Annotated in this window: 22 protein-coding genes, 1 tRNA gene and 1 other annotated feature (1 of these 24 running past the window's edge); of the genes, 20 read left to right on the top strand and 3 right to left on the bottom strand. The window is 47.1% G+C overall.

Features of this window, described 5'->3' with window-relative positions; translation table 11 throughout:
* Positions 1-94 precede the first annotated feature (94 nt).
* Positions 95-556 carry a hypothetical protein gene (locus WH46_RS21720; RefSeq protein ID WP_046228347.1) on the top strand — a complete coding sequence of 154 codons (462 nt, stop codon included), beginning with the start codon at positions 95-97 and terminating at the stop codon, positions 554-556.
* 148 nt (positions 557-704) lie between these two features.
* On the opposite strand, the gene WH46_RS21715 is transcribed toward WH46_RS21720, so the two are convergent.
* The gene (locus WH46_RS21715) at positions 705-1,580 is read right to left on the bottom strand and encodes a helix-turn-helix transcriptional regulator (RefSeq protein WP_046228346.1); all 876 of its coding nucleotides are present in this window, start codon (positions 1,578-1,580) and stop codon (positions 705-707) included.
* 162 nt (positions 1,581-1,742) lie between these two features.
* Between WH46_RS21715 and WH46_RS21710 the strand changes: the two genes are divergently transcribed.
* Positions 1,743-3,086 carry a Gfo/Idh/MocA family protein gene (locus WH46_RS21710; protein ID WP_046228345.1) on the top strand — a complete coding sequence of 448 codons (1,344 nt, stop codon included), beginning with the start codon at positions 1,743-1,745 and terminating at the stop codon, positions 3,084-3,086.
* A 119-nt stretch (positions 3,087-3,205) separates the two neighbouring features.
* Here WH46_RS21710 and WH46_RS21705 read toward each other — a convergent pair whose 3' ends face one another.
* Positions 3,206-3,550, bottom strand: coding sequence for a YkgJ family cysteine cluster protein (locus WH46_RS21705; protein WP_046228344.1), 345 nt, complete (start codon positions 3,548-3,550; stop codon positions 3,206-3,208).
* A 451-nt stretch (positions 3,551-4,001) separates the two neighbouring features.
* Here WH46_RS21705 and WH46_RS21700 point away from each other — a divergent pair, with 451 nt between their 5' ends.
* A complete protein-coding gene (locus WH46_RS21700) occupies positions 4,002-5,006 on the top strand; it encodes a Gfo/Idh/MocA family protein (protein ID WP_046228343.1) in 1,005 nt (334 codons plus the stop codon).
* 178 nt (positions 5,007-5,184) lie between these two features.
* Here WH46_RS21700 and WH46_RS21695 read toward each other — a convergent pair.
* Positions 5,185-5,258: transfer RNA gene (locus WH46_RS21695), tRNA-Arg, on the bottom strand.
* Between the two features lie 279 nt (positions 5,259-5,537).
* Between WH46_RS21695 and WH46_RS21690 the strand changes: the two genes are divergently transcribed.
* The 17 genes from WH46_RS21690 (at position 5,538) to WH46_RS21610 (ending at position 26,162) form a co-directional block, all read left to right on the top strand.
* On the top strand, positions 5,538-6,500 hold the full coding sequence (locus tag WH46_RS21690) for a hypothetical protein (protein ID WP_046228342.1): 963 nt from the start codon (positions 5,538-5,540) through the stop codon (positions 6,498-6,500).
* A 152-nt stretch (positions 6,501-6,652) separates the two neighbouring features.
* Positions 6,653-7,963, top strand: coding sequence for a trigger factor (gene tig / locus WH46_RS21685; protein ID WP_046228341.1), 1,311 nt, complete (start codon positions 6,653-6,655; stop codon positions 7,961-7,963).
* Positions 7,964-8,376: 413 nt separating this feature from the next.
* The gene (clpP, locus tag WH46_RS21680; protein ID WP_017814094.1) at positions 8,377-8,967 is read left to right on the top strand and encodes an ATP-dependent Clp endopeptidase proteolytic subunit ClpP; all 591 of its coding nucleotides are present in this window, start codon (positions 8,377-8,379) and stop codon (positions 8,965-8,967) included.
* Between the two features lie 14 nt (positions 8,968-8,981).
* Complete coding sequence (gene clpX, locus WH46_RS21675; RefSeq protein ID WP_017814093.1) at positions 8,982-10,238, top strand: ATP-dependent protease ATP-binding subunit ClpX; 1,257 nt, start codon at positions 8,982-8,984, stop codon at positions 10,236-10,238.
* Positions 10,239-10,388: 150 nt separating this feature from the next.
* The gene (gene ispG / locus WH46_RS21670; RefSeq protein ID WP_046228402.1) at positions 10,389-11,510 is read left to right on the top strand and encodes a flavodoxin-dependent (E)-4-hydroxy-3-methylbut-2-enyl-diphosphate synthase; all 1,122 of its coding nucleotides are present in this window, start codon (positions 10,389-10,391) and stop codon (positions 11,508-11,510) included.
* Positions 11,511-11,836: 326 nt separating this feature from the next.
* Positions 11,837-14,173, top strand: a complete 2,337-nt coding sequence (lon, locus tag WH46_RS21665; RefSeq protein WP_046228340.1) for an endopeptidase La — start codon at positions 11,837-11,839, stop codon at positions 14,171-14,173.
* Positions 14,174-14,625: 452 nt separating this feature from the next.
* Positions 14,626-15,315, top strand: a complete 690-nt coding sequence (gene yihA / locus WH46_RS21660; RefSeq protein WP_017814090.1) for a ribosome biogenesis GTP-binding protein YihA/YsxC — start codon at positions 14,626-14,628, stop codon at positions 15,313-15,315.
* Positions 15,316-15,522: 207 nt separating this feature from the next.
* Complete coding sequence (locus tag WH46_RS21655) at positions 15,523-16,104, top strand: hypothetical protein (RefSeq protein WP_046228339.1); 582 nt, start codon at positions 15,523-15,525, stop codon at positions 16,102-16,104.
* 366 nt (positions 16,105-16,470) lie between these two features.
* Positions 16,471-16,875, top strand: a complete 405-nt coding sequence (gene speD / locus WH46_RS21650; protein WP_017814088.1) for an adenosylmethionine decarboxylase — start codon at positions 16,471-16,473, stop codon at positions 16,873-16,875.
* A 353-nt stretch (positions 16,876-17,228) separates the two neighbouring features.
* Complete coding sequence (gene hemA / locus WH46_RS21645; RefSeq protein WP_046228338.1) at positions 17,229-18,614, top strand: glutamyl-tRNA reductase; 1,386 nt, start codon at positions 17,229-17,231, stop codon at positions 18,612-18,614.
* Positions 18,615-18,628: 14 nt separating this feature from the next.
* On the top strand, positions 18,629-19,456 hold the full coding sequence (locus WH46_RS21640) for a cytochrome C assembly family protein (RefSeq protein WP_046228337.1): 828 nt from the start codon (positions 18,629-18,631) through the stop codon (positions 19,454-19,456).
* Positions 19,453-20,148, top strand: coding sequence for a precorrin-2 dehydrogenase/sirohydrochlorin ferrochelatase family protein (locus WH46_RS21635; RefSeq protein ID WP_046228336.1), 696 nt, complete (start codon positions 19,453-19,455; stop codon positions 20,146-20,148). The genes WH46_RS21640 and WH46_RS21635 overlap by 4 nt, the downstream gene beginning before the upstream one ends.
* The gene (gene hemC / locus WH46_RS21630; RefSeq protein ID WP_046228335.1) at positions 20,148-21,098 is read left to right on the top strand and encodes a hydroxymethylbilane synthase; all 951 of its coding nucleotides are present in this window, start codon (positions 20,148-20,150) and stop codon (positions 21,096-21,098) included. Before WH46_RS21635 ends, hemC begins: the two co-directional genes overlap by 1 nt.
* Positions 21,099-21,102: 4 nt before the next feature.
* Positions 21,103-22,659: a uroporphyrinogen-III C-methyltransferase gene (gene cobA, locus WH46_RS21625; protein ID WP_046228334.1), complete on the top strand. Its 1,557-nt coding sequence runs from the start codon at positions 21,103-21,105 to the stop codon at positions 22,657-22,659.
* Between the two features lie 79 nt (positions 22,660-22,738).
* Positions 22,739-23,740, top strand: a complete 1,002-nt coding sequence (gene hemB / locus WH46_RS21620; RefSeq protein WP_017814082.1) for a porphobilinogen synthase — start codon at positions 22,739-22,741, stop codon at positions 23,738-23,740.
* A gap of 152 nt (positions 23,741-23,892) precedes the next feature.
* Entirely contained in the window at positions 23,893-25,194 is a 1,302-nt protein-coding gene (hemL, locus tag WH46_RS21615; RefSeq protein WP_046228333.1) for a glutamate-1-semialdehyde 2,1-aminomutase, read from the top strand.
* A gap of 14 nt (positions 25,195-25,208) precedes the next feature.
* Entirely contained in the window at positions 25,209-26,162 is a 954-nt protein-coding gene (locus WH46_RS21610; RefSeq protein ID WP_046228401.1) for an RluA family pseudouridine synthase, read from the top strand.
* A gap of 140 nt (positions 26,163-26,302) precedes the next feature.
* Positions 26,303-26,561, top strand: a binding site (T-box leader) (it continues 10 nt past the right edge of the window).

The following is a 26,561-nucleotide window of genomic DNA, read 5'->3' as shown; positions in this document are numbered from 1 at the left end:
TACGGTGCAGGGAGTATGATACGATAGTTGTAGAGCTATTGATCGGTTATGCTCAGCATCAATCGCTATAAATGAAGCAATGGAGGACGAACCCATGACAGAACAAGTGAAAATCTCCCAGCGCAGTGCGATTATTATTGAACGTCTGCGTTCGGATGGTATGGCAGAAGATATGATGATTCAGGCACTGAATGAACAGGAAGATGCTCCGCTACGCGCGGTCAGCAGTGCAGATATCGATTTTGCCGAATGGATGAATTATGCAAAGGAACATGGTGAACAGCTGGTAGAGGCAGTCCGTGACGGATATCGTATGACGTTTACAACAGTGCCTGGAATGAAGAACTGGCTCAAGTATGCATTGTCTATGGAGACAGAACGTGATTATACCGAAGGGGAAGAAGGGCGAATGGACGGCCTTCAGCTGACACTTGAACAAGCACAGCAGCTCAAAGATACGATTGCGGTTAACTGGGTGCTGCTGGAACACGAAGATGGCAGCTCTTCACTACTGCTGCGTGCACTGCTGACTTCTGCCGAAGCTTCGCAACTGTAAAATCGGCAGTAGACAACCGCTGACTGTATACCGCTATTGGTCTTATATGGTTGTTGATCTTATAGTGGGCCTCGATCGTATAGCAAACTTCGCTCGTACAGCGATCAATGATTTTATATCAGCAGTTAATCATATAGCATGGCTGCTTTTATTGCTGGGCGTTCAGGTTGGATCGCTTGCCTGCTGCTATTCGATATTCCCGTGGACTGACCTGGCACATCTGTTTGAATATTTTGCCAAAGTGGGAGAAGTTGTTAAATCCTGATAATTCGGCAATATCGATGATTTTGAGCTCGGTTTCCCGTAGCAACTGCTGGGCAGTCTGGATGCGTACTGTATTCATATATTCCGTGAGGTGGAATCCGGTCGTCCGCTTGAACATCCGGCTTAGATGGGATGGACTGAGATGAAATTGATCAGCGATGGTCTGTAGGGACAGCGGCTGTTGATGGTTCTGTTTGATATATTGGGCCACATCGGACATCTGCTGCTGGACAGCAGTCCGGCTGGATGGCGATTCGGCTGAGGATGAAGATTGGCTGCGGGCGCAGTGAATGAGCAGCTCCATCACCAGATGATGAACAAGCAGCTGGTATCCTTCAGCCTGAATAGTCAGTTCACGTACCAGCTGCTGAATAACCGGCTGCAGCCATATCTGATCCCGAACAGTGGTATGGAAGACCGGATAACCGCTATGAAAAGGCCGAAGCAGCCACTGTTTATCTTTACCAAAATGCTGTTCTACAAACTGATCATTAAAATACAGCACAATGCGCTTATGATCCGGCAGCTTGCCGGGCAGTGTCCGGTGCAGCTCGTCTTTGCCGATAAATACAATATCTCCGGTATGCACTTCATATAATTGATCCCCGATAAAATAGGTTCGTTCACCCGACAACAGAATATAGATCTCATAATGAGGATGTACATGTTCGGTAGTCATGGCAAAATAATCACTACGTACGATATATTCAGCGACCAGCGCATGAGGGCTGGTTAGATTACTGTGCAGATCCGGATTCATATATGTTTCCCTACCTTTATGTAAGCGTTATCTATTCGAGAGTATATCACACAAAATAAGCGGTATTATCGAAACAAAGCATCATTTGCGGAGAATAGAACCGCTTTTTTTGCTAATGTGGACTCAGACAGTCTTATCATGTTCTGAGGAGGCACTATTTAAATGAAGCAGAAAAAGTATGCACTTGTAGGCACAGGTGGACGTGCGGAGTTTTTTTATGGAGCAATTGCCCGCGATTTTCGCGAGACCGCTGAACTGGTAGCTTTTTGCGATATCAATCAGACGAGAGCACGTTATGCGAATACACTTCTGGAGCAAAAGTATGATTATCACCCGGTCGATTTGTATACAGCCGATCAGTTTGATCAGATGATTACCGAAAAGAAACCGGATATTGTGATTGTCACCAGTGTGGATCGTACCCATCATCGCTATATTATCCGGGCGATGGAGCTGGGCTGCGATGTGATCACCGAGAAGCCGATGACAGTAGATGAACATAAATGCCAGGAAATTATGGATGCAGTTGCCCGAACCGGACGCAATGTACGGGTGACCTTCAATTATCGTTATGCTCCCCACCATACCCGGGCACGCGAGCTGATCCGCGATGGTGTGATAGGCGAAGTGACTTCGGTACATTTTGAATGGCTGCTCAACACCCAGCATGGCGCCGATTATTTCCGCCGCTGGCACCGGGACAAGCGCAATAGCGGGGGATTGCTTGTACACAAGTCCACCCATCATTTTGATTTGGTGAATTTCTGGATCGGTTCTCAGCCGGATACGGTATTTGCTTTTGGTGATTTGCTGTTTTATGGCCGGGAAAATGCAGAACAGCGGGGTGTGACTTCCTTTTATAACCGGGCAACCGGCAATCCGGCTGCAGTGGATGACCCATTCGCTCTAACACTCGATGATAATCCCAATCTCAAAGCGATGTATCTGGATGCCGAGCATGAAGACGGCTATCAGCGAGATCAGAGCGTATTCGGTGACGGTATCAGTATTGAGGACACGATGAGTGTTATCGTCCGCTACAAGAACAAAGCGATGCTTACGTATTCGCTGAATGCCTATATGCCCTGGGAAGGCTATCGCATTGCTTTTAATGGTACCCGTGGGCGGATCGAAATGCAGGTCATTGAAAAGTCCTATGTTAACGCTGGTGGAGACAAAGCCGATGAAGGCGCACTGGAAGGCAAACAGATCCGGGTATTCCCAATGTTCGCCGAACCATACGAGGTAGATGTAGAAGAAAAGGCAGGCGGTCACGGTGGAGGAGATCCTGAGCTGCTGAACGATCTGTTTGGTGAGCCAGCAGAAGATCCTTTTCACCGTGCAGCCAATCATATCGATGGAGCCCGATCGATCCTGACAGGGATTGCTGCCAACCAGTCGATCCGTACCGGAATGTCTGTGCAGGTAGATAGTCTTATTCAGATTCCGTCGTCGATCCTTTCCCCAGCTTCATCAGTAGCTGCTGATGGTTCACTGAGCAGATAAACTTTACTAAGCAGATAAACCTTTTATATGTAGTTCTTTTATAGAGCCAGGACAAAGAATGTGGACAAAGCCTGCGCCCAAGGGGTATTCCCAGATTCTCTGGAAATATCCCTTGTTATCTAAAAAGCTTGCCATGTGATGTCTATCGACAGTATACCAACGGGTTTGTCGGCAGGGCTCCAATGCACTTTGGTCGCCATTTCCGGTTTGCGAAAACAAACAAGAGTCTTATAATACCCGAAAGCACGGCAAACCCCTGGTCTGGCGGAATGAATGCCACACCGATCCTTCTCCATATCAAAAAACATACAGGTGCCAAAATTTCTCGGCTGCTTCTCCAGCTCCATCCTGCTTTTTTTAGGCATGGATTTTACTTTCTTTTTGATTATTTTAAGCTTCTGCTCCGTCACGGGAACAGGCCCGCAGCACATTCCATTACAGCCTTTGCATGGTAAATCTTCCATAATACTCTCCTTTCCAATCTGTAATAGGTGGGAGCGATTATATTGAAATAGGCTCGTGAGCATCATGATTATCGCTTACCAGGAGATATGAATCTACCTCTACCAGGAGATATCAATCTACCTCAACAAAGTTATTTATATCAAAACCAACCAAAAAATACAAAGATTTCCTGGGGAGGTCACTTTCGCGATTTACCTTATTCCCCTTTTCTCTTATTGATACAGCTGCTCGTAAAATGTCCCTATCGTTTTACTTGCTCTTGCTTCAAATAATAAGGTAATAGGATTGGAATCCTCTACACCAAGCAGTTGAAAATATAGTAGACTTTCTTTGTATAGACGGTACGCCTGTCATGAACACAGCGGCCGTCTTTTTGTATGCACTGGTAAGCGATCATGGTAAAAGGGTAATGGTAGAGAAGACTGAAGCAACAGAATAGGAGGCAAGTGTATGACAACTTTAAATTGGGCGATCGTCGGTACAGGAGAAATTGCACATGATTTTGCAGCCGCGATTCGTCAGGTGAATGGACGTGTATTCGCAGTGTGCTCCCGCCAAATGGATCGTTCCAGACAGTTTGCATCCGAATGCGGTGCCGAGCATGCCTACGATAATATAGATGAAATGCTGCGTAATTCTTCGATTGATATTGTATATATCGCTACCCCTCATAGTAACCATCATAGCTATGTCATGAAGTGTCTTCATGCAGACAAGCATGTTTTTTGCGAAAAGGCGATCACTGTTAACAGCGAAGAACTGAAGGAGATTCAGGCCGTGGCAGCAGAGAAAAAGTTGATCCTGGCGGAAGCCATGACAATATATCATATGCCGCTCTACGGGGAACTGCACAAGATTATAGATAGCGGTCGGTTGGGTGCTCTCAAGATGATCAATGTGTCTATGGGTGATCCCAAGGAATATGATCCGAAGAACCGTTTCTATAATCCTGAACTGGCCGGAGGAGCACTGCTTGATATGGGCGTATACGCGCTTTCTTTTGTACGCTGCTTTTTGTCGGGTCCGCTGGACCAGATCCTGACCAGTGTACAGAAGGCTGCTACCGGGGTCGATGAGCAATCAGCGACTATTCTGCGAACAAGCCGCAATGAAATGGCCAATGTATCCTTGTCGCTGAATACCTCGATTCCCCGTATCGGTACGATTGGGTGTGAGAAGGGATACATCGAGATCAAGGAGTTTTCCCGGGCGGACCAGGCGATTATTCATTACGCAGATGGTCAGACCGAGATGATTCAGAGTGGATCAACGGATCAGGCACTCGCATATGAAGTGGGATATATGAATCGCTGCGTTCAGGGAGAACAGATAGAGCGTACGATGAATCTGACGACAGATGTAATGGAGCTGATGACACGTATTCGTGAAAAATGGGATATGCGTTACCCCTTTGAGCAAAAGCTCGCTTCTTCCGAGCCAGAAGAAAGCATGTAATAAAATATGTAATCCTGAAGATGCTTTTCTTAAATAAAAGTAATCCTGATTTTATTTTAATAAATATAACCACACCAAACTTGTATCATCAAAATCAACAACAATATTCCGGGAACAATCCAAAACAAAAAAAGCCTCTCATCCCCTAAAAGGATGAAAGGTTTTTTCTTGTGTGTAACGTCCCAGGAGGGATTCGAACCCCCGACCGACGGCTTAGAAGGCCGTTGCTCTATCCGGCTGAGCTACTGGGACAAATATTCAATATTTCAAGCGCAACAAAAATATAATATCATGAACCAAGTTGGAAGGCAAGCAAATTTTAATGAACTGCTAGCATACCGTTCCTCCACCAGTTAAAAGCACAAAAGAATACCGGTGTTCAAAAGCAAATTTCTCCTTAATAAACAATATAAGAATTACGCGGTCATCTGGTATCTACGAACGATATGGTTTATATACAATATAGGAGACAGCCTGGGTTTTTGAGCAGGAAGGAAGCTGTGCTATAATCATGAAATCACAAACGATGTGATGAATGTAGGAGGTGCCGTTATTACGGATTCAACAAATTCACATACAGACAGCAATCGGAATGTAGTCCTGTTTCCCAAGACACTCGACTATTATCAGGTTGAATTAACCAATATGCTTGAGACAGAGCGCTATCATGAAGCCATTAGTCTGCTAGAGTTTTTGCTGCAGTGCCAGGGACAGGATCAGCGTCAGTTGGAAGAATGGGAGTCGCTGCTCGGATGGCTGCGCACGACGTTCCCAGAGTCTTCCCATGACCATTTTGAGGGTCTGGATGCTGCAGAGGATGAAGAACCTGCTGCGAATAATGAACAGATTATGCGCGAACGTATCCGGCTCAAGCAGTCCGAAGACCGGTTATATGAAGAGAAGCTGCTCAAGACAGCGATGGAGCGTCCGGTATCAGAGCGTACGCTGCTGGCGCTTGAACAGCTCTCTTATCTGGATCAGCCGGATATCGAACAGCGTCTGATTGAATGGCTGCAGAAAGATCATCAGATTCATCCATTGATTCAGTTCCGTGTTCTGCAGACGCTTCGCCGCCGTGGTTACCGTGGAACCGTTTCTTTTATGCATCAGCATGAACGGGTAGATGTTGAAGTCGAGACTGTGCCGCTTGATCCGACCGAGTTTCCGCTGACTATCATTCAGATTCTGGAGCGGGTATCCGACAAGGCCGAGATCAGTGCGCCGAATCTGTTTTACTTTGCCCAGGAGCTGTGGACGCAGTTTATTATGAGCATCTATGGCACCCAGAACTATATCTGGATCACACGCGGTGATGATGCGGAGATTGATATCTGGGCAGCTGCTCTGCACCAGACGGTAGCAGAGACGCTCGAAGGCAGCAGCAACGAAGAAGAGACGCGTAATATGTACGGAGTGACGGACAGCATCCGCTTCCGTTACGAACAGGCTTACCGCGCAATCCACCAGTTTGTATCGAGCCAGATGCCCCGCTGACCGCGGATGCATGATACCTCTGGATACAGTGCAGAAACAAACTTGATAAAACATGAATTGTTGTATATACTATAGTGGTTATTCTGCACGTGAAATGTATACAATTTCAATAATCAATTCATGTTAATATTTTTTGGAGGGGAATTCTTGAAATGACAGCAAAATGGGAAAAAACAGAAAAGAACCTTGGCGTTCTTGAAGTAGAAGTATCTGCTGAGCGTGTAAGCGCAGCAATCGATAAAGCTTTTAATAAAGTAGGCAAAACAGTAAGTGTACCAGGTTTCCGTAAAGGTAAAGTACCACGGTCTATCTTTGAAGCGCGTTTTGGCGTAGAGAGCCTGTACAATGATGCAATCGACATCCTGCTGCCGGAAGCATACTCCGAAGCAATCGATGAGACTGATATCTTCCCGGTTGACCGTCCTGAAATCGAAATCGAGCAGTTCGAAAAAGGCCAACCTTTCAAATTCAAAGCAAAAGTAACTGTAAAACCAGAAGTAAAACTGGGCGACTACAAAGGACTGGAAGTTCCAGTATCCAAAGTAGAAGTAACAGACGAAGACATCAACAGCGAGCTGGAGCGTCTGCAACAGCGTCACGCTGAGCTGTCTGTTGTTGAAGAAGGCGCTGCTGAGAATGGCGACACAGTATCCATCGATTTCGAAGGATCTGTTGACGGTACTCCATTCGAAGGTGGACAAGCTGAGCGTTACTCTCTGGAGCTGGGTTCCAACTCCTTTATCCCGGGCTTTGAAGAGCAAGTAGTTGGTATGGCTACTGGCGACTTCAAAGATGTAACAGTTACTTTCCCTGAGGATTACCATGCAACTGAACTGGCTGGCAAAGAAGCTGTGTTCAAAGTAAAACTGCATGAAATCAAACGCAAAAACCTGCCTGAGCTGGATGATGAGTTTGCCAAAGATGTTAGCGAATTCGACACACTGGACGAATTCAAAGCCGATCTGAAAGGGCAAATCGCTTCCCGCAAAGAAAACGAAGTAAAAGCAGCCAAAGAAGCAGCAGTTGTAGAAAAAGCAGCTGAAAATGCTGAAATCGAAATCCCGGATGCTATGGTTAGCTCCGAGACCGACAACATGGTTCGCGACTTCGACAACCGTCTTCGTCAACAGGGCATGAACCTGGACATGTACTCCAGCTTCTCCGGCCAGACAACAGACGACCTGAAAGAGCAAATGAAAGAAGAAGCTTCCAAGCGTGTTCGTAACAACCTTGTTCTGGAGCAAATCGCAAAAGAAGAGAACATCGAAGTTTCTGAAGACGAAGTAACAGCTGAGCTGGAGAAAATGGCTTCCCAATTCCAACGCAGCGCAGAAGAAGTTCGCAGCATCCTGTCCGCGAACGGTTCTCTTGCAAGCCTGTCCGAAGAAATCAAACTGCGCAAAACAATCGAACTGCTGGTAGATAGCAGCAAAGAAGTAGAAGCAGCAGCTGAACAAGCGTAATTTCACAATTTCATAACCGCGTTGCATTTTTTGCAACCTTTTCCAATAAGGCACGTATTAATGACGTGCCTTATTTTCCTTATCCAAGCGTTTGGCACCATAAACGCGATAGGTTCTAGTCCAATAAAAAAGTGATTTTTGCACAGCAAAATATCTTACATCAAGCGTTTGGCACCATAAACGCGACTTGGTCCTGCTCCAATAAAAAGTGATTTTTGCGCAGCAAAATATCTTACCACCAGCGTTTGGCACTATAAACATGGGTACTATTATATGATGAATGTTTTCCAAATATTCATCTTCGAAAAAATGACATGACGCAGTGTACATGTTAAAATAGAATCTGTATTCGTATTTTCGTACTAATATATATATCTGTCGTCATATTCCCCGAAAAGAAAGAGGTTGGTTCTATGAGTCTGGTACCTATGGTTGTTGAACAAACCAGTAGAGGCGAAAGATCTTATGATATCTATTCAAGATTGCTCAAGGACCGTATCATATTTTTAAATACGGCGATTGATGACCATGTAGCCAATCTTGTTATTGCACAATTATTATTCCTCGCTGCGGAAGATCCGGAAAAAGATATCCATTTGTATATCAATTCTCCCGGTGGTTCTGTCACAGCAGGGATGGGTATATACGATACAATGCAATTTGTTAAGCCTGATGTGTCCACCATCTGTATGGGTATGGCCGCAAGCATGGGCTCTCTGCTGCTTACAGCAGGTGCACCCGGCAAGCGTTTTGCGCTGCCAAACAGTGAAGTTATGATTCACCAACCACTTGGTGGAATCAGCGGACAAGCATCGGATATGAAAATTCACGCGGAATGGATTATCAAGACGCGTCAGAAGCTTAATCAAATTTATGTAGAGCGTACAGGCCAGTCGCTGGACAAAATTGAGCGTGATACGGACCGTGACTATTTCTTGGAAGCTGAAGAAGCCAAGGCATACGGATTAATCGATCAGGTTATTACTCGTCCGCTCACAAGCTAAGAAGGGGTGTAGACATGTTTAAATTCAATGATGAAAAAGGACAGCTTAAATGTTCTTTTTGCGGCAAATCACAGGATCAGGTCCGCAAGCTCGTAGCGGGTCCCGGTGTATATATATGTGATGAATGTATCGAACTGTGCACGGAGATTGTTGAGGAAGAGCTTGGTCACGAAGAAGAGCTGGATCTCAAGGATATCCCGAAACCACAGGAGATCCGTTCTATTCTTGACCAGTATGTTATCGGTCAGGATCAAGCGAAAAAGTCCCTGTCTGTAGCGGTATACAACCACTACAAACGTGTGAATTCGCAAAGCAAGATCGAAGATGTTGAACTTCAAAAAAGTAACATTATGCTCGTAGGACCAACCGGTTCGGGTAAAACACTGCTGGCGCAAACAATGGCCCGCATTTTGAACGTGCCGTTTGCGATTGCAGATGCGACTTCCCTGACAGAAGCAGGTTATGTTGGTGAAGACGTTGAGAATATTCTGCTCAAACTGATCCAGGCTGCAGACTATGATGTGGAAAAAGCGGAACGCGGCATTATCTATATCGATGAAATCGATAAAGTAGCCCGTAAATCCGAAAATCCATCCATCACTCGTGATGTATCCGGTGAAGGTGTACAGCAAGCACTGCTCAAAATCCTGGAAGGTACTGTAGCTTCGGTTCCACCACAAGGCGGACGCAAGCATCCTCATCAGGAATTTATCCAAATCGATACGACCAATATCCTGTTTATCGTTGGTGGTGCATTTGATGGTCTGGAACAATACATTAAACGCCGGATCGGTAAAAAAGTAATTGGTTTTAATTCCGAAAATCAAGGTCAAAAAGAGCTGAAAGCTGGCGAATACCTGCGTATGGTACTGCCTGAGGATCTGCTCAAATTCGGTCTGATCCCGGAATTTGTAGGACGTCTGCCGGTTATCTCTGCTCTGGAACCTCTGGATGAAGAGACACTGGTACGTATTCTGTCCGAACCGAAAAATGCATTGACCAAACAGTATTCCAAAATGCTGGAAATGGACAATGTAGAACTGGTATTCGAACCGGATGCACTGCAAGCTATTGCCCGTGAAGCGATCAAACGTAACACTGGTGCCCGTGGTCTGCGTGCTATCATCGAAGGCATTATGCTGGATGTGATGTACGAAGTGCCGTCCCGTGACGATGTAACCAAATGTGTAATTACAGAACAGGTTGTGGAAAGCAAGGTTGTACCTGAGCTCCAGACCGGTAAAGACAAAAAGCAGGAAGAAAGCGCGTAATCAAAAGGAACGGATGACATTGGTAACTGTCTAATGTCATCCAGCCTGCTGACTTCCATGATGTATAAATCATATCGCGCCGGCCTTTTTCCTTATTTGCAGGATAAAGGCTGGTTTGCGGTTAAGCCCAAATGCAAGGGAGAAGAAACCATGTTTTTGAGAGAAAACACAAGACCTGTCAAAGTTGGAGATCTGACTATTGGAGGCAACAATGAAGTTCTGATCCAGAGTATGTGCACCACCAAGACAGCAGATGTGGAAGCGACGGTCGCTGAGATTCTGCGCCTCGAAGAAGCGGGTTGTCAGCTGGTGCGTGTAACGGTGAACAACGAAGAAGCGGCTGCTGCGATTAAAGAGATCAAAAAACGCATCAATATTCCGCTTGTTGCCGATATTCATTTTAACTACAAGCTTGCTCTGCTGGCGATCGAGAACGGTATCGACAAAGTGCGGATTAACCCGGGTAACATCGGTAAACGCGAAAAAGTCGAAGCGGTTGTTCGTGCCTGCAAAGAAAAAAATATCCCTATCCGTATCGGTGTAAATGCCGGTTCTCTGGAAAATCATCTGCTTGAGAAATACGGTTATCCAACACCGGAAGCGATGGTTGAAAGTGCACTGTTCCATATCGGTATTCTGGAAGAGCTGGATTTCCATGATATTATCGTATCGCTCAAAGCTTCGGATGTACCGATGGCAATTGCTGCCTACAGCAAAGCGGCAGAAGTTATCCCATACCCGCTTCACCTGGGTATTACTGAAGCAGGTACTCTGCATACGGGTACTATCAAGAGTTCCGCAGGTATAGGTGCTCTGCTGTCAATGGGTATTGGATCTACAGTGCGTATTTCCCTGAGTGCAGATCCTGTAGAAGAAGTAAAAGTAGCTCGTGAGCTGCTCAAAACGTTTGGTCTGATTTCCAATGCGGCAACACTCGTATCCTGCCCAACCTGTGGTCGTCTGGATATTGATCTGTTCTCTATTGCTAATGAAGTGGAAGATTATATCTCCAAACTCAAAGTGCCGATCAAAGTATCCGTACTGGGCTGCGCAGTTAATGGTCCTGGTGAAGCCAAAGAAGCGGATATCGGTATTGCCGGTGCTCGTGGTGAAGGATTGCTGTTCCGTTATGGCAAAATGATTCGTAAAGTACCAGAAGCGGATATGGTTGTAGAACTCAAAAAGGAAATTGATGCTATCGTAGAAGCTTTTGAAGCGACCGGCAAGATTCCTGGACGTGAAGAGCGTCATGCTCCTGTTGTACAGCCATAAGACAATCAGGTAGTGCGCAGGTATTTGCAAGACAGCTTGTGCATACAGGAACGTCATTTGACCAGACGGGTACATGATTGGAAAGTATATTTAAAAATATCAATTATCTGCAATTTTAAATTTTATATAAAAGGTAATACTGGCGTCAGGCAGACGTATAGCAAGTCTGTCGGTGCAGATCAAGATACTGATAGAAGGTAGTTGCTTCTGTCAGTATCTTTTTTTCAGTTTGGATTGCCGCTCATTGGTGTTTCGATGTGATATTTGTTAAACTAGGAATGATATAGGCAGTATAATATGCACGAATTACAGGAGGTACGAAAGCGATGGGACCACATAAAAACAAGGCGCGTCGTTTTCCTTTGCTGCCTTTAAGAGGACTGCTCGTGTATCCAAGCATGGTGCTCCATCTGGATGTAGGGCGGGATAAATCCGTGAAGGCCTTAGAAAAGGCGATGGTCGATGATAACCTGATTCTTCTCTGCTCCCAGTCGGAGGTTAATATTGAAGAACCGAGTCCGGATGAGATTTTCAAAATAGGTACAATTGCCAAGGTACGTCAGATGCTCAAGCTGCCCAATGGTACGATTCGGGTACTGGTAGAAGGTCTGGAACGTGCCGAAATAATTGAATATATGGACAATGAAGAGTATTACGAGGTACAGGCCAGAGAACTGACAGAGGAAGAGAATAATGATCCTGAGGTTCATGCCCTGATGCGCACGGTGCTGACCGAATTTGAACATTATATTAATCTATCCAAAAAAGTGACTCCCGAGACGATGGCTGCCGTATCCGATATTGAAGAGCCCGGCCGACTGGCAGATGTGATTACCAGCCACCTGGTGATCAAAATCAAGGACAAGCAGCATATCCTGGAAGCTGTAGACATACGTATGCGTCTGGAGCGTCTGCTGGATATACTGCATAGTGAGCGTGAAGTGTTGGAGCTGGAACGCAAAATCAGCCAGCGCGTCAAAAAGCAAATGGAAAAAACACAGCGTGAATACTATCTGCGTGAGCAGATGAAGGCTATTCAGAAAGAGCTGGGTGAAAAAGAAGGCAGAGCCGGAGAAGCGGAAGAACTGCGTCAGCAGCTGTCTGAATTGACAGTACCGGAGAAAGTCCAGGAGAAGATCGAAAAAGAAATTGATCGCTTGGAGAAAACACCTGCGAACTCAGCCGAAGGTGGCATTATCCGCAATTATCTGGATTGGCTGCTCAGTCTGCCATGGGATAAGTGTACAACCGATGATCTGGATCTGCATCATGCCGAGCAGATTCTGAATGAAGATCACTATGGTCTGGATAAGCCAAAAGAACGCGTACTTGAATATCTGGCTGTGCAAAAGCTGGTTAAAAAGCTTAAAGGACCGATTCTGTGTCTTGTTGGTCCACCAGGGGTAGGTAAAACTTCACTGGCACGCTCGATTGCCAAGTCGCTCGGACGCGAGTTTGTCCGCATCTCACTGGGCGGCGTACGCGATGAAGCGGAAATCCGTGGTCACCGCCGTACCTATGTCGGTGCGATGCCTGGTCGTATTATTCAGGGTATGCGCAATGCTGGCAGTATGAATCCGGTCTTTCTGCTGGATGAGATCGATAAAATGGCCTCCGATTTCCGCGGCGATCCGTCTGCGGCTCTGCTGGAAGTACTTGATCCCGAGCAAAACAATACGTTTAGTGACCATTTCGTAGAGGTACCGTTTGACCTGTCCAATGTGATGTTCGTGACCACAGCGAATAGTGTACAGAGTATTCCTCGCCCACTACTTGATCGGATGGAGATGCTCTATATTCCCGGCTACACGGAACTGGAAAAACTGCAGATCGGTAGACAGTACCTGCTGCCCAAACAGACCGAGGAGCATGGTCTGACAGCAGAACAGCTGGAAGTCGGCGAAGATTCACTGCTTAAGGTGGTGCGCGAATATACCCGGGAATCGGGTGTACGTAACCTTGAACAGCAAATCGCTGCATTATGCCGCAAGGCTGCACGCGCCATCGTCTCCGATGAACTGGAAAAGGTAACGATTACTCCGGATGATATCAAGGATTATCTCGGTGTACCGAAGTTCCGCTATGGGCTGGTGGAGAAAGAAGACCAGATCGGCAGTGTGACCGGACTGGCATGGACTGAAGTAGGCGGTGAGACGCTGACGATTGAAGTCACAGTGGTGCCCGGCAGCGGCAAACTGATGCTGACCGGTAAGCTCGGTGATGTCATGAAGGAATCCGCCCAGGCGGCATTCAGCTATACCCGCTCCAAAGCAGGCGAGCTGGATATCCCGACAGACTTCTACGAGAAAAATGATATTCATATCCATATTCCCGAAGGTGCTATTCCCAAAGATGGTCCTTCGGCAGGGATTACGATCGCAACAGCCCTTATCTCCGCGCTGACCGGACGTTATGTGTCCAAGGAAGTTGCAATGACCGGCGAGATTACTTTGCGCGGCAGAGTACTACCTATCGGCGGTCTCAAAGAGAAGACGCTGGCAGCACACCGTGCGGGTTACAAGAAAATTCTGCTGCCGCAGGATAATGAGCGCGATCTAAAGGATATTCCCGATAGTATCAAGGAAGAATTGACTTTTGTCCCGGTAGCAACCATGGATCAGGTGCTGGAGCATGCTCTGGTGCGTGAGACAACACTGCATTAACGAATAATACCGGTGAAAGTGCCTATTCGAATAGATGTAAATTACTCTATTAGTAACTGTGTCATACAGAAAGATGGCGCTAGTCATCCGATATAGCGGCATCGCTCCCAGACAGCGGCGAGCGATGCCGCTTTTTGCATTAGAATCTAATCCGCTGTAGTTGGGGACTGTGAGATTCTAAGCTTATAAGCTTCTAATATCATTAATCCTGACCCTTTGCCGCAAAAGGCTTCTTGCTTCTTAATTGGTAGGCTCTAGTTGAAGTAGCAGATTAAGAAGGCCTGCAAGCGTGCAAAAGATGATATACTAGGCTAGAAGCGAATCGGGTCGGTAGGCAAGCTGCAAGATACGAAGGTAACGGGCACATTTGTGATACGGCCGTCAGCGCACGCTAACAGAGCTTCATCACACGTCGTTCATTTTATTTTATATACGAAAGGGATTTCTAACTTATGAAAGTAAACAACGCAGAATTTATTATCAGTGCTGTACGTCCGGATCAGTATCCGGAAGATGGTCTGCCGGAGATCGCTCTGGCCGGACGCTCGAATGTAGGTAAGTCCTCAATGACCAACCGTCTGATTAACCGCAAAAATCTGGCACGTACCAGTGCAACTCCCGGCAAAACGCAGCATCTGAACTACTATCTGATCAATGAAATGCTGTATTTCGTCGATTTTCCTGGTTACGGCTATGCCAAAGTATCCAAAAGCCAGCGGGAAGCCTGGGGCAAAATGATCGAAAGATACCTGCTGGAGCGCGAGCCGCTGAAGCTGGTAATTCTCGTGATCGATCTGCGTCATGCTCCGTCCAAAGACGATATTATGATGTATGACTGGCTCAAGTATTACGATTGCAATATCTGTATCGTAGCGACCAAAGCCGATAAAATCCCGCGCAGCAAGTGGGACAAACACATCAAAGTCGTCAAAACAGATCTGGGCTTTGTACCGGAAGATGACTTTGTATTGTTTTCATCAGAGACCGGGCTGGGTAAGGATGAATTATGGTCCATCATCGAACGTCATGCCTTTGCCCCCGATGAAGACGAGTTGGAAGAGGAAGAATCAGAATCTCTATCTACGAGCGAAGAAAGCAGCAACCACCACGAACGTGAAGAAGATGATATTCCTTCCCAGTAAGCCATAAACTCATAGATTAACCCGCAAAACAAGGTATTTAGCGAGGAAAATGGAGCATCAAGGGCGTTCTCTCGTTCTTTACAGCGATTAATCCGTTTTTCTCTGAAATATGATGAAAATTGTTGACTCGGGTGGCAGGCAATACCGTTCATGATTGATGTATAATAATGAATATATTGGAATGCCAATAGAATTGAGGAGATTTTTATGGCTCAGCGGTTAGCCACAGAGTATATCAAAGCCAGTTTACAGTTGTCGAAAGAGCAAATGTCCCAGTTTATCCACTATGCCGAAGACCCCCATATCCATCACCGGGTAAAAATACTCGATAATGGTATTCAGGAAGTGGTATTTGGTACCCGTAATGGTGAGGAAGTTCATTTACCTTTTGACCTCAAAGAAGGAAGCTATGTCTGTGAGTTGTCTTTCCGCTTGGTAAATCCGCATTTAACAAATATGATTCGTAAATTGTTTGTTGCCTTTAAGGGCTCAGGCATTGTGAACCGCATCTACAAAGGATTCACAATGATATATGATTATGAACAGGGTGTTGTGCAGAGGATCACCGAGCATACGGCAGAAGGCGAGAAATTGATCTACCAGCAGAAAAATGCTTCGCTGGAGCTCAAGAGTCGCCTGCAATCCACATCGATTGAGACGGACATCGAACTGGTCCGCCGGATTGTGGATCAACTGCTGGATCAGCGTAATGCTTCCGCAGGTCCCTACGAGGATATTGACCGGGAACTGCAGCTTCAGGCAAGACGGCTATTTAGCCTGGAAGCCTGAATAGGAACCAACATATCCTAACATGTATATCGACCATTCATCGTTATTAGATGGATGGTCTTTTATTATATTTATGCACGAAAATGTATAAGGAATCACCGCTGGTTGGGCAGCTGCCAGATTGGGTAAACTCGCATAAAGCCGGGCTTTTTCATGGACTTACTCATCCCACAAAAATATTCGAAAAAAGCTTGCAATTCGTGTCGATAGATGTTATTTTTAATCTCGTTGAAAATAACATAGGAACCAGGATTCACTCAGGACATGGTAATGTTGCGAGAGATTATTCCCTCGGGAAGTGAATGACGTAGGTCCTAGCGGATGAAATTTCCAAACATTTTATTCCTAGGAAGGGGGAACCGGAAGATGGAATACTCAACTTTCGGAAGACACGTTGCTGTTGATACTTGGGGTGTAGATTTTGATTTGCTGAACAGTGCAGAATATTTGCAGGCTCAGATGGTTGAAGCAGCTGAGGCTTGCGGTGCAACCGTAATGTCTGTTCAATCCAAACAATTTGAACCACAAGGGGCGACAGTGCTTGTTTTGTTGTCGGAGAGTCACCTCTCGATTCACACGTATCCTGAGAGAGGATTCGCGGCTATTGACTGTTATACCTGCGGAGAAACCGTAGATCCACAATTGGCGATCGACTACCTGGTGTCCGTTCTAAAGCCTGAAAAAACGTATGCCAAAAAACTGGTTCGTGGTCTTGGAGAATTGCAAGTCGAGACTCCAGTAATGCAATCCAGCGAACTGATTAATCGATAATAAGGCTTTGCTTTAAACGGGCAAAGAATGAAAATGAATACCGCACGAACGAAAGGCATCTGGTACTGTGTATCAGATGCCTTTTTATATGTATGGATTTTTGGCTGCAACCTATGCAGAATTGGTTAAAGAAATAGAAGAATATCACCGACATAATACAGTAGGTAAAATAATGTACATGATATCGGCTATATAACCATGAATTTAATTAAATAATGCATGAAGATATGTCGGGATTTCATAAACATTTCATAAAGACGGCGAAATTGCCCTTTTTGCTGTGATATAATTAACGTATTGTGAAGAACGAAAATGATAAGTTACAATTTTTAGACTAGGTGGGTGAACTTGCAATGCACATTATTGTTGTCGGACTCAACTACCGCACAGCACCGGTTGAAGTAAGAGAACGGTTTGCCATTGCGGATGAAGAATTACCGGAAGCTCTCCGGCAGCTTAAGGATACCAAAAGTGTATTGGAAGGCACCATTGTAGCAACTTGCAACCGTACGGAAATCTATGTTGTACTGGACCGTCTGCATATGTGTGGACACTTTATCCGCGGCTTCATGGAGCAGTGGTTTGGTATTTCCCGTCAGGAATTTACGCAGCATTTATATATATATGAAGATGAGCAGGCCATTGACCATCTGTTCCGGGTAACCTGTGGACTGGATTCCATGGTACTGGGAGAGACCCAGATTCTGGGACAGGTCAAACGATCTTTCCAGCTGGCTCAGGAAAACAAAGCGACGGGCACATGGTTTAATATGTTGTTTAAGCAAGCTGTTACGCTTGGCAAACGTGCGCATGCAGAGACGATGATCGGCGAGAGTGCCGTATCGGTCAGCTATGCTGCAGTGGAGCTGGGTAAACGTATTTTTGGTGCTTTCCATAACAAGGTTATTATGATTCTAGGCGCAGGCAAAATGAGCGAGCTGACCGTCAAGCATCTGTACGCGAACGGAGCGGCAGAAGTGATTGTAGCGAACCGTACACTGGGACGGGCGCAGGAGCTGGCCAACAAATTTAACGGTACACCATGCACGATGGACGAAGCAGTTCAGCGTCTGCATGAAGTAGACATTCTGATCAGCTCGACAGGCGCACAGGGCTACGTACTGGATCCGGGTATGATCAGAGAAAGCATGAAGCAGCGCAAATCACGTCCTCTCTTTATGATTGATATCGCGGTTCCCCGTGATCTTGACCCGGCAATTGGCGAAATCAGCAATGTATTCCTGTATGATATTGATGATCTGGAAGGCATTGTAGAGAGCAATATGGCGATGCGTCGTGCCGAAGCGATCAAGATTGAACGCATGATTCGCGAAGAGATGGAAGTGTTCCAGCAGTGGCTGAAAACACTCGGTGTCAGACCGGTAATCCGCGCTCTTCAGGAGCGTGGTGCACGTATTCATGAAGAGACACTGGAAAGCCTGTTCAACAAGCTCCCAGAGCTGGATGAAAGACAGCGTAAAGTAATCAGCCGTCTGACCAAGAGTATTGTCAATCAAATGAATCACGAGCCGATTAACCGGGTCAAGGAAATGGCTGCCGAGAAAAATGGCGCAGAGACCGTGGAATTGTTCACGCGTTTGTTCGCACTTGAAGAACAGACACAGTCTCTTACCGAATCAACTAGTGTAAGCAAGCCTGCTTCCGAGCGGACTTCTATGCCATCCCATTCACCGGTTGCTGAAGGAAACATGGCATCCTTTGCTCCCGCAATTTTATAGGCAGGTGATTTGCTTTGACGCTGTTTAACCTGTTATACGATATTATTATTTATTTATACGCCCTGAGCCTTCTGTTTTATTTCTCGGATTGCATACGTCGCAATCCGAGGGCGAAGCGGACGGGCACAGGGTTTCTTGTTTTGGTATTTATTATCCAGTTGGCGAGTATTACGATTCGCACCGTAGAAGAGAAGACGCTGCCGCTGTTTTCAACGTATGATTTTTTCTTTTTCCTTACGTTTATTTTAATATTGATTTCCTTTTTTATCGAAAGGGTACTCAAGACTGATTATGCCGTATTGCTGTTAAATGTAATCGGCTTTTGTGCTATGGTTCAGAATCGATTGCATTCTCCCGGTGAAGGGGCACTGCCTTCGGGCTGGGATACGGTGCATGGTCTATTGATCCTGCATGTAGCACTGGCTAATCTGAGTTTTGCTTTTTATACGGTAGCAGCGGTTTTTGCGGCTATGTATTTGTTTTTGCACCGCAAACTCAAGCAGAAAAAATGGGATAATACCGTACGCCGGCTGCCAAGCCTGGAGAGTATGGAGCGCTATACATACACTTCCATGCTTATCGGTACACCACTGCTGATCGTATCACTGATTGTGGCATTAATGTCCATTTTTGCAGAAGGACGCTACGTGCTGCTATTGGATCTCAAAGTGGTCTTTACACTGCTTGCTTTATGTGTGTATATTGCCTATTTTGCCACGCGTCATATGCGCAATTATTCGGCTGTAGTTATGGCTCGCTGGGCGATTGCTGGTTATGTCGTATTTATTCTTAATTTTGTTGCCAATACATGGTCGGCGTTTCACCAGTGGGTGGGCGTATGAGTGATGTTGTTCCTTACGTTCCTGTAATGCTGGATTGTAGAAATCAGCATTGCCTGATTGTGGGAGGCGGCACGGTAGCAGAGCGCAAAGCGCGCAACCTGCTGCGCGGCGGCGCGGTCATCACAGTAATCAGCCCCATATTAACTACTGAATTGCAGGAACTGGTCCAATTGAGCCAGATTCACTGGATTGCACGTCATTATGAGTCTGGTGATATCTCTGGTTCTGCAGAATTGCAACATAACGGAACAAAGCGTTATTTTCTTGTTCATGCGGCAACAGTAGATGCGCAGGTTAATCGTCAGGTAGCAGAAGAAGCACGATTTGCAGGTATTCCTGTGAATGTAGCAGATCATCACGAATCCAGTACATTTATTAATCCAATGGTTATTCGCCGTGGGCGTCTGATTGCTTCGATTACAACTTCGGGAGCGGGACCTGTGGTAGGACGCCGTTTGGCTGGCGAGCTGGAGCAGCATTTTGGCGAGGAATATGAGACTTATATTGAATTTCTTTATTATTTGCGCCACCGGATCAAGCAAGCGGTTCAGGACCCGGCAGAACGCAGGCGATTGCTGGAACGAGCTTCAGAGCTGGATATACTGGAGGAGATTCGGCAGGAACAGTTTTGCTGGTGGGAAGAACCTCGGATTGAAGAGTGGATCGCACAACATCGGGGAGAGATAACCTAATGCGCAAAATAATCGTAGGAAGCCGGCAAAGTGCTCTGGCACTGACCCAGACTGGACATGTTATAGATGCTTTGACAGAGCTGGGCAGACAGCATGGAATAGAAGTGGAATTTGAAATCAAAAAGATCGTGACCAAAGGCGATCAGATCCTGGATGTGACTCTCTCCAAAGTCGGTGGTAAAGGATTGTTCGTTAAGGAAATCGAACAGGCGTTGCTAAATGGCGAGATCGATATGGCTGTTCACAGTATGAAGGATATGCCTTCTGTACTGCCAGATGGACTGGTCAATGGAGCGATTCCCAAACGGGTCGATCCACGCGACTGCCTGATTACCCGCAGCGGCGGTGGATTGGATGAACTGCCGATTGGTGCCAAACTCGGCACCAGCAGTCTGCGCCGTGCAAGTCAGCTCAAAGCCTATCGTCCCGATCTGCAGATCGAATCGATTCGCGGAAATATCGATTCACGGCTGCGCAAGCTGGAGAGTGAAGGATTCGACGCAATTATGCTGGCAGCTGCCGGATTGGACCGGATGGGCTGGTCGGACCGGATTAGCGCTTATCTGCCTGCAGATATTTGTCTGCCTGCTGTAGGGCAGGGAGCACTCGGCGTGGAATGCCGTGCAGATGACGAGCATATGCTGCAGCTGCTCTCTTTGTATAACGATGATTTGACTGCACTTACTGTGACGGCGGAACGTACGTTTCTGGCCAAGCTGAATGGCGGCTGTCAGGTACCGATTGGTGCTTATGCCGTACGCTTGCTGACACCGGATTCTCAAGCGGATCAAAACGTTATACAATTGACGGGAATGGTTGCTTCACCGGATGGCAGTATCATACTGAAAGAAACGCTGCAGGGCACTCATCCCGTAGAACTTGGGCTTGCTGTAGCGGATCAGTTAATTCTTCGTGGAGCAGATCAGATTCTGGCAGAAGTTAGGGGATGAAGGAATGACCGGCAAAGTGTATCTGGTGGGCGCAGGGCCCGGAGCTTTAAAGCTGATTACGCTGCGTGGTTGGGAATGCATCGGACTGGCCGATGCGGTCGTATACGACCGTCTGGCAAGTCCGAGGCTGCTGAAGCAGGCCAAACCGGGAGCGGAAAAGATCTACGTGGGCAAGCTGCCTGACCGTCATACGATGAAGCAGGAAGAGATCAATCAGCTGCTCGTCGATCTGGCATTACAGGGCAAAACCGTCGTTCGTCTCAAAGGTGGCGATCCGACGATTTTCGGCAGAGTAGCCGAAGAAGCAGATCTTCTGCGTCAGCATGGAATAGAGTACGAGATCGTGCCGGGTATTAGCTCCTCTATTGCTGTACCGGCTTATGCAGGCATTCCGGTAACCCACCGGGACCATGCTTCTTCCGTATCGATTATTACCGGGCATGAGAGTCCGGACAAGCTGGACGAGAGCATTCACTGGGATAAGGTGACTAACGCTACTGGAACACTTGTCTTTATGATGGGCGTAGCCAAGATCGGTTACATCAGTGAGCAGCTCATTCGCCATGGACGACCGGAAGATACACCTGTAGCGCTTGTTCGCTGGGGAACAAGGGCCGAGCAGGATACACTTGTAGGCACACTCAAGGATATTGCCGATCGGGTAACGGCTGCCAATTTCAAGCCGCCAGCTGTTATTGTTGTCGGCGAAGTGGTTAATCAACGTGAGCATCTGAAATGGGCAGAACGGCTGCCGTTGTTCGGTAAACGGATTCTGGTCACGCGTGCACGCAGTCAGGCAAGTGAACTGGTTGACCGTATCGATGAACTGGGTGGAGAGCCGTATGAATATCCGGTGATCGAGACCGTGATGCCTGCTGCCGAATCTGCCAAGCAGCAGATTACTCAGGCATTTTCTCAGCTGTCCAAGTATGACTGGGTATTTTTCACCAGTGTAAATGGTGTCGATTACTTTTTCCGTCATCTGGAAGAGCAGGGACGGGATATACGATCCCTGCATAAGGCTCGGCTCGTAGCTGTAGGACCGGCAACGCTTGCTGCCTTGCGTAGTCATGGTCTGACGGCAGTGGCACTGCCGGAGAAGTTCCATGCAGAAGGCATGCTGGAAAGTCTGAACGGTCAGCTGGAAGCGGGACAATGCGTTCTGCTGCCGCGCGGTGATCTGGCACGCTCTTGGCTTCCGGATACGCTAAGACAGATGCAGCTGGACGTTACCGAAGTGGATACGTATGAGACGGTTATGGTAGACGAGGATGATATCGAACTACGCAAGCTGTTTGAAGAAAAGGCGATCCATGCTGTTACCTTTACCAGTTCATCGACAGTCACGAATCTGCTGGCGGCTATGCGCAAAATGGGCTTCGATAACCCGGTGGATACCTTGCAGCATTCGGTAATTGCCTGTATCGGACCGCAGACAGCCCTTACGGCTGAACAAGCAGGACTGAAGGTAGGGCTGATGGCCGAGCAGTCTACGCTGGATGGATTGATTGATATTTTGTGCCGCTGGAATGCGGGGAGTATATCTCTCCAGTCCCAATAATGAATGATCGACATATCGTATGCCGACCACCGCTTGAGCAGGTCGGCTTTATTTTATAAACAAGAGAGGAAGTATTATTATGAGTCAAGCTTTTACACGTCATCGTCGTCTACGCAAAACTGCAGCGATCCGCAGTATGGTTCGCGAAACCCGGCTGCACAGAACGGATTTTATCCAGCCGGTGTTTGTTACGTATGGAACGAATGTAAAACAGGAAATCTCCTCTATGCCGGGTGTATATAATTTCTCAATGGATCGTATTGGCGAAGAGATCCAGGAAATCGTAGAGCTGGGCATTCCGGCTGTTATGGTATTTGGTGTACCCGAGACCAAGGACAGTGTTGGTAGCGGAGCGTATTCAGAGCAAGGTATTGTGCAGCAGGCTATTCGTTATATCAAGGACAATTATCCTCAGCTTGTAGTAATCGCTGATACCTGTCTATGTGAATTTACCGATCATGGCCACTGTGGCGTCGTACATGCTCATGAGATCGATGGTCATATTCATGCGGATGTAGATAATGATGAATCGCTGGAACTGCTGGCGCAAACGGCTGTATCCCAGGCACAGGCTGGAGCGGATATTATCGCGCCTTCCAATATGATGGACGGATTTGTGTATGCGATTCGTGCAGCATTGGATGATGCAGGATTCCAGGACATTCCGATTATGTCCTACGCGGTTAAATATGCTTCCGCATTCTACGGTCCATTCCGTGAAGCTGCTCAATCCGCACCACAATTCGGTGATCGCAAGTCCTATCAAATGGATCCTGCCAATGTACGTGAAGCACTGCGTGAAGCAGAGAGCGATGTACAGGAAGGTGCAGATATGCTGATGGTCAAACCATCACTTGCTTATATGGATGTACTGCGCGCAGTACGCGAGAATTTTGATCTGCCGCTGGTCGCCTATAATGTCAGTGGTGAGTATGCAATGGTCAAAGCTGCTGCACAGCAGGGCTGGATCGACGAGCGTGGTATCGTAACCGAGATGATGCTGGGCTTCAAACGTGCCGGAGCAGATATGATCATTACGTACTTCTCCAAAGATGTAGCACGCTGGCTGCGCGAGGAATAAGATATCCCTGATCGGTGTATTCGGGATTGTGAATGAACCGAACGGGTAAATATACGGGACAGGGAAAATGAATACAGTTGAAGCGATGATCGGGTCTGTCCGCTCATCGCTCGTCTGTTTCATTTGATACCATTTATGGAGGTGCTTAATCAATGAACAATATGAATTCCGTACGCCGTGATGAACACTCGCGTACAGCTTTTGAAGAAGCCAAACAGTATATTCCGGGTGGCGTTAACAGTCCGGTACGCGCTTTTAAAACGGTAGGTCTGACTCCTGTGTATGTAGATCGTGGAGAAGGTTCCCGACTGTACGATATCGATGGGAATGTATTTATCGATTATGTTGGTTCCTGGGGGCCGCTTATTATGGGACATGCCCATCCGGAAGTGGTGCGTGCGCTGCAGGAAGCTACAGTAAAAGGTACCAGCTTTGGCGCCCCAACCGAGATTGAGACACGTATGGCTAAATTGGTCGCTGAACGTGTACCGTCAATCGATATTGTGCGCATGGTAAGTTCCGGTACAGAAGCAACCATGAGTGCAATTCGCCTGGCACGAGGATATACCAAACGTGATAAAATCCTCAAATTCGAAGGTTCTTACCATGGTCATGGCGACAGCCTGTTGATCAAGGCAGGTTCGGGTGTAGCAACACTGGGATTGCCGGATAGCCCCGGCGTACCGGAGTCTATTGCTTCCAATACGGTTACCGTTCCTTATAACGATCTGGATTCGGTACGCCTGGCATTCGAGCGCTTTGGTGAAGATATCGCTTGTATTATTGTAGAGCCGGTAGCCGGTAATATGGGCGTTGTTCCTCCAGCGGCAGGCTTCCTGGAAGGACTGCGCGAAGTGACTTCCCAATACGGCAGCTTGCTGATTTTTGATGAAGTAATGACCGGGTTCCGCGTAGATATCAACTGCGCGCAGGGACGTTTTGGCGTGACGCCGGATCTGACCTGTCTGGGCAAAGTGATCGGTGGCGGTCTTCCGGTAGGCGCATATGGCGGCAAACGCGAGATTATGGAGCAGATTGCACCAACAGGCCCTATTTATCAGGCAGGTACGCTTAGTGGTAATCCACTCGCGATGACAGCTGGTTATACTACACTGAGTCTGCTGACTCCTGAAGTATATGCCCGTCTGGAGCAAATCTCCGCTCGTCTGCAGGAAGGATTCGAAGCCAACGCACGTGAAGCGGGAATTCCGCTGACGATTAACCGTGTAGGTTCGATGGTATGTCCATTCCTGACCGAAGGACCGGTAACCAATTACGATACAGCCAAAGCAAGTGATATGGATATGTTCAAACGCTATTTCGGCGCGATGCTGGATCGCGGGATTAGTGTGGCTCCTTCTCCATTTGAAGGTATGTTCGTATCGGGCGTGCATAGCGATGAAGATATTGAACAGACCATCTCGATTCATCGTGATGTGATGAAGTCACTATAACGATGGTATCCCATATGGACGACCACAATAGTAATAACCATTCGCCTCAATCCAGCCGTCCCGCGGCTGAACGCCGGGGAGAATGGCTGGAAGTCATGCCTGGTAAAGAGCTTGATCTGCAGCAGACCGAGCAGCGCCATACCCGTATGATGCAGTGGCTGGAAAGCCATTCTTTTCCAGCCAAGCTGCTGGGTAGACTGCATTCAAAGGGAGAAATCAAGATCAATGGAGATCGCATCCGGTTGCGTCTGTTCCCGGCTGTAGAATATGGTTTTGAACCTCGCTATGATCATCCGGCAGAAATTTTGTATGAAGATGACTATGTGCTCGTCGCGCACAAACCTGCAGGTATGGCTGTGCATCCTTCTGATCCGCAGGATACGCGTATCACACTTGCCCATGCAATTGCCGCTCATTATGAGAGTACGGGACAGGATTGTGCGGTGCGTCATGTACATCGCCTGGATGAAGATACGACAGGACCGGTATTATATGCCAAAAATGAATTTGCCCTTTCCCTGTTGGACGAGCAGATGAGGGACAAAGATATTGGCAGACGATATATCGCGCTGGTGCAGGGTAATGTAAATGAACAGCTGACCGTGATCGATGAGCCGATCGGCAAAGATCGTCATCACAAGCAGCGCCGCCGGGTATCCCCTGGCGGTCAGTCTGCGGTAACCTATATAGAAAAGATAGCAGGGACCAAAGCCGCCAGTCTCGTTCGTTTGAAGCTGGAGACTGGTCGTACACATCAGATTCGTGTGCATATGAGCTGTATGGGACATCCTTTAATAGGAGATTCACTGTATGGCGGCCGCAGCGATTTGTTGAATCGTCAGGCACTGCATGGCGAACAGCTTGTTTTCATTCATCCTTGGACAGCAGAAGAGATCGTTGTAAATGATCCATGGCCTGCAGATATGATGAAGCTGACTGAAGACCTCAAGCTGATTGAAAAGGAATGATTCTGCACTCTTTTGATAAAATCGGGGTTCCTTGGAACCTATAGGCAATTAAGCTGGCATCCGGTAGACCTCCTACCAGATGTCAGCTTTTTTATTGACTTTAATGCGCTCACAAGTTATGATGTTGAGTGAAAATTATTTCAAAAACTATGAACGGAAATAGTAGACATGATCGGCCTTTAGAGAGCGGAACTGCTGCGCTGAGAGGTTCTGTAGGATGCGATACGTCGAAGTCGTCCGGGAGTTGTTTGTTTGAGACCAGGCTTGTCTGATCTTGATGATCGGTAGCAGGTGTAGAATAAACCGGTAGCAGCCGTTATCTGCCTTAGAGTGTCGTTGTCCGGCTATTAGGCTACACGGATAACGAAACAAAGGTGGTACCACGAGAGCCAGGCCTTT

Origin of the sequence: Paenibacillus dauci (genome assembly GCF_000971985.1) — a bacterium.
Lineage (GTDB): Bacteria > Bacillota > Bacilli > Paenibacillales > Paenibacillaceae > Saccharibacillus > Saccharibacillus dauci.
The sequence above is the reverse complement of the archived record's forward strand: the minus strand, read 5'-3'. Positions and strand labels throughout refer to the sequence as shown.

What these genes read in the sequence shown, in the direction of transcription:
- WH46_RS21715 (WP_046228346.1), bottom strand. Translation starts at nt 1,580, where the DNA reads ATGAATCCGGATCTGCACAGTAATCTAACCAGCCCTCATGCGCTGGTC.
- clpX (WP_017814093.1), top strand. Translation starts at nt 8,982, where the DNA reads ATGTTTAAATTCAATGATGAAAAAGGACAGCTTAAATGTTCTTTTTGC.
- hemL (WP_046228333.1), top strand. Translation starts at nt 23,893, where the DNA reads ATGAACAATATGAATTCCGTACGCCGTGATGAACACTCGCGTACAGCT.
- WH46_RS21710 (WP_046228345.1), top strand. Translation starts at nt 1,743, where the DNA reads ATGAAGCAGAAAAAGTATGCACTTGTAGGCACAGGTGGACGTGCGGAG.
- cobA (WP_046228334.1), top strand. Translation starts at nt 21,103, where the DNA reads ATGACCGGCAAAGTGTATCTGGTGGGCGCAGGGCCCGGAGCTTTAAAG.
- WH46_RS21690 (WP_046228342.1), top strand. Translation starts at nt 5,538, where the DNA reads ATGAATGTAGGAGGTGCCGTTATTACGGATTCAACAAATTCACATACA.
- WH46_RS21610 (WP_046228401.1), top strand. Translation starts at nt 25,209, where the DNA reads ATGGACGACCACAATAGTAATAACCATTCGCCTCAATCCAGCCGTCCC.
- WH46_RS21705 (WP_046228344.1), bottom strand. Translation starts at nt 3,550, where the DNA reads ATGGAAGATTTACCATGCAAAGGCTGTAATGGAATGTGCTGCGGGCCT.
- WH46_RS21655 (WP_046228339.1), top strand. Translation starts at nt 15,523, where the DNA reads ATGGCTCAGCGGTTAGCCACAGAGTATATCAAAGCCAGTTTACAGTTG.
- speD (WP_017814088.1), top strand. Translation starts at nt 16,471, where the DNA reads ATGGAATACTCAACTTTCGGAAGACACGTTGCTGTTGATACTTGGGGT.
- hemA (WP_046228338.1), top strand. Translation starts at nt 17,229, where the DNA reads ATGCACATTATTGTTGTCGGACTCAACTACCGCACAGCACCGGTTGAA.
- hemB (WP_017814082.1), top strand. Translation starts at nt 22,739, where the DNA reads ATGAGTCAAGCTTTTACACGTCATCGTCGTCTACGCAAAACTGCAGCG.
- clpP (WP_017814094.1), top strand. Translation starts at nt 8,377, where the DNA reads ATGAGTCTGGTACCTATGGTTGTTGAACAAACCAGTAGAGGCGAAAGA.
- WH46_RS21635 (WP_046228336.1), top strand. Translation starts at nt 19,453, where the DNA reads ATGAGTGATGTTGTTCCTTACGTTCCTGTAATGCTGGATTGTAGAAAT.
- hemC (WP_046228335.1), top strand. Translation starts at nt 20,148, where the DNA reads ATGCGCAAAATAATCGTAGGAAGCCGGCAAAGTGCTCTGGCACTGACC.
- tig (WP_046228341.1), top strand. Translation starts at nt 6,653, where the DNA reads ATGACAGCAAAATGGGAAAAAACAGAAAAGAACCTTGGCGTTCTTGAA.
- ispG (WP_046228402.1), top strand. Translation starts at nt 10,389, where the DNA reads ATGTTTTTGAGAGAAAACACAAGACCTGTCAAAGTTGGAGATCTGACT.
- WH46_RS21700 (WP_046228343.1), top strand. Translation starts at nt 4,002, where the DNA reads ATGACAACTTTAAATTGGGCGATCGTCGGTACAGGAGAAATTGCACAT.
- yihA (WP_017814090.1), top strand. Translation starts at nt 14,626, where the DNA reads ATGAAAGTAAACAACGCAGAATTTATTATCAGTGCTGTACGTCCGGAT.
- lon (WP_046228340.1), top strand. Translation starts at nt 11,837, where the DNA reads ATGGGACCACATAAAAACAAGGCGCGTCGTTTTCCTTTGCTGCCTTTA.
- WH46_RS21720 (WP_046228347.1), top strand. Translation starts at nt 95, where the DNA reads ATGACAGAACAAGTGAAAATCTCCCAGCGCAGTGCGATTATTATTGAA.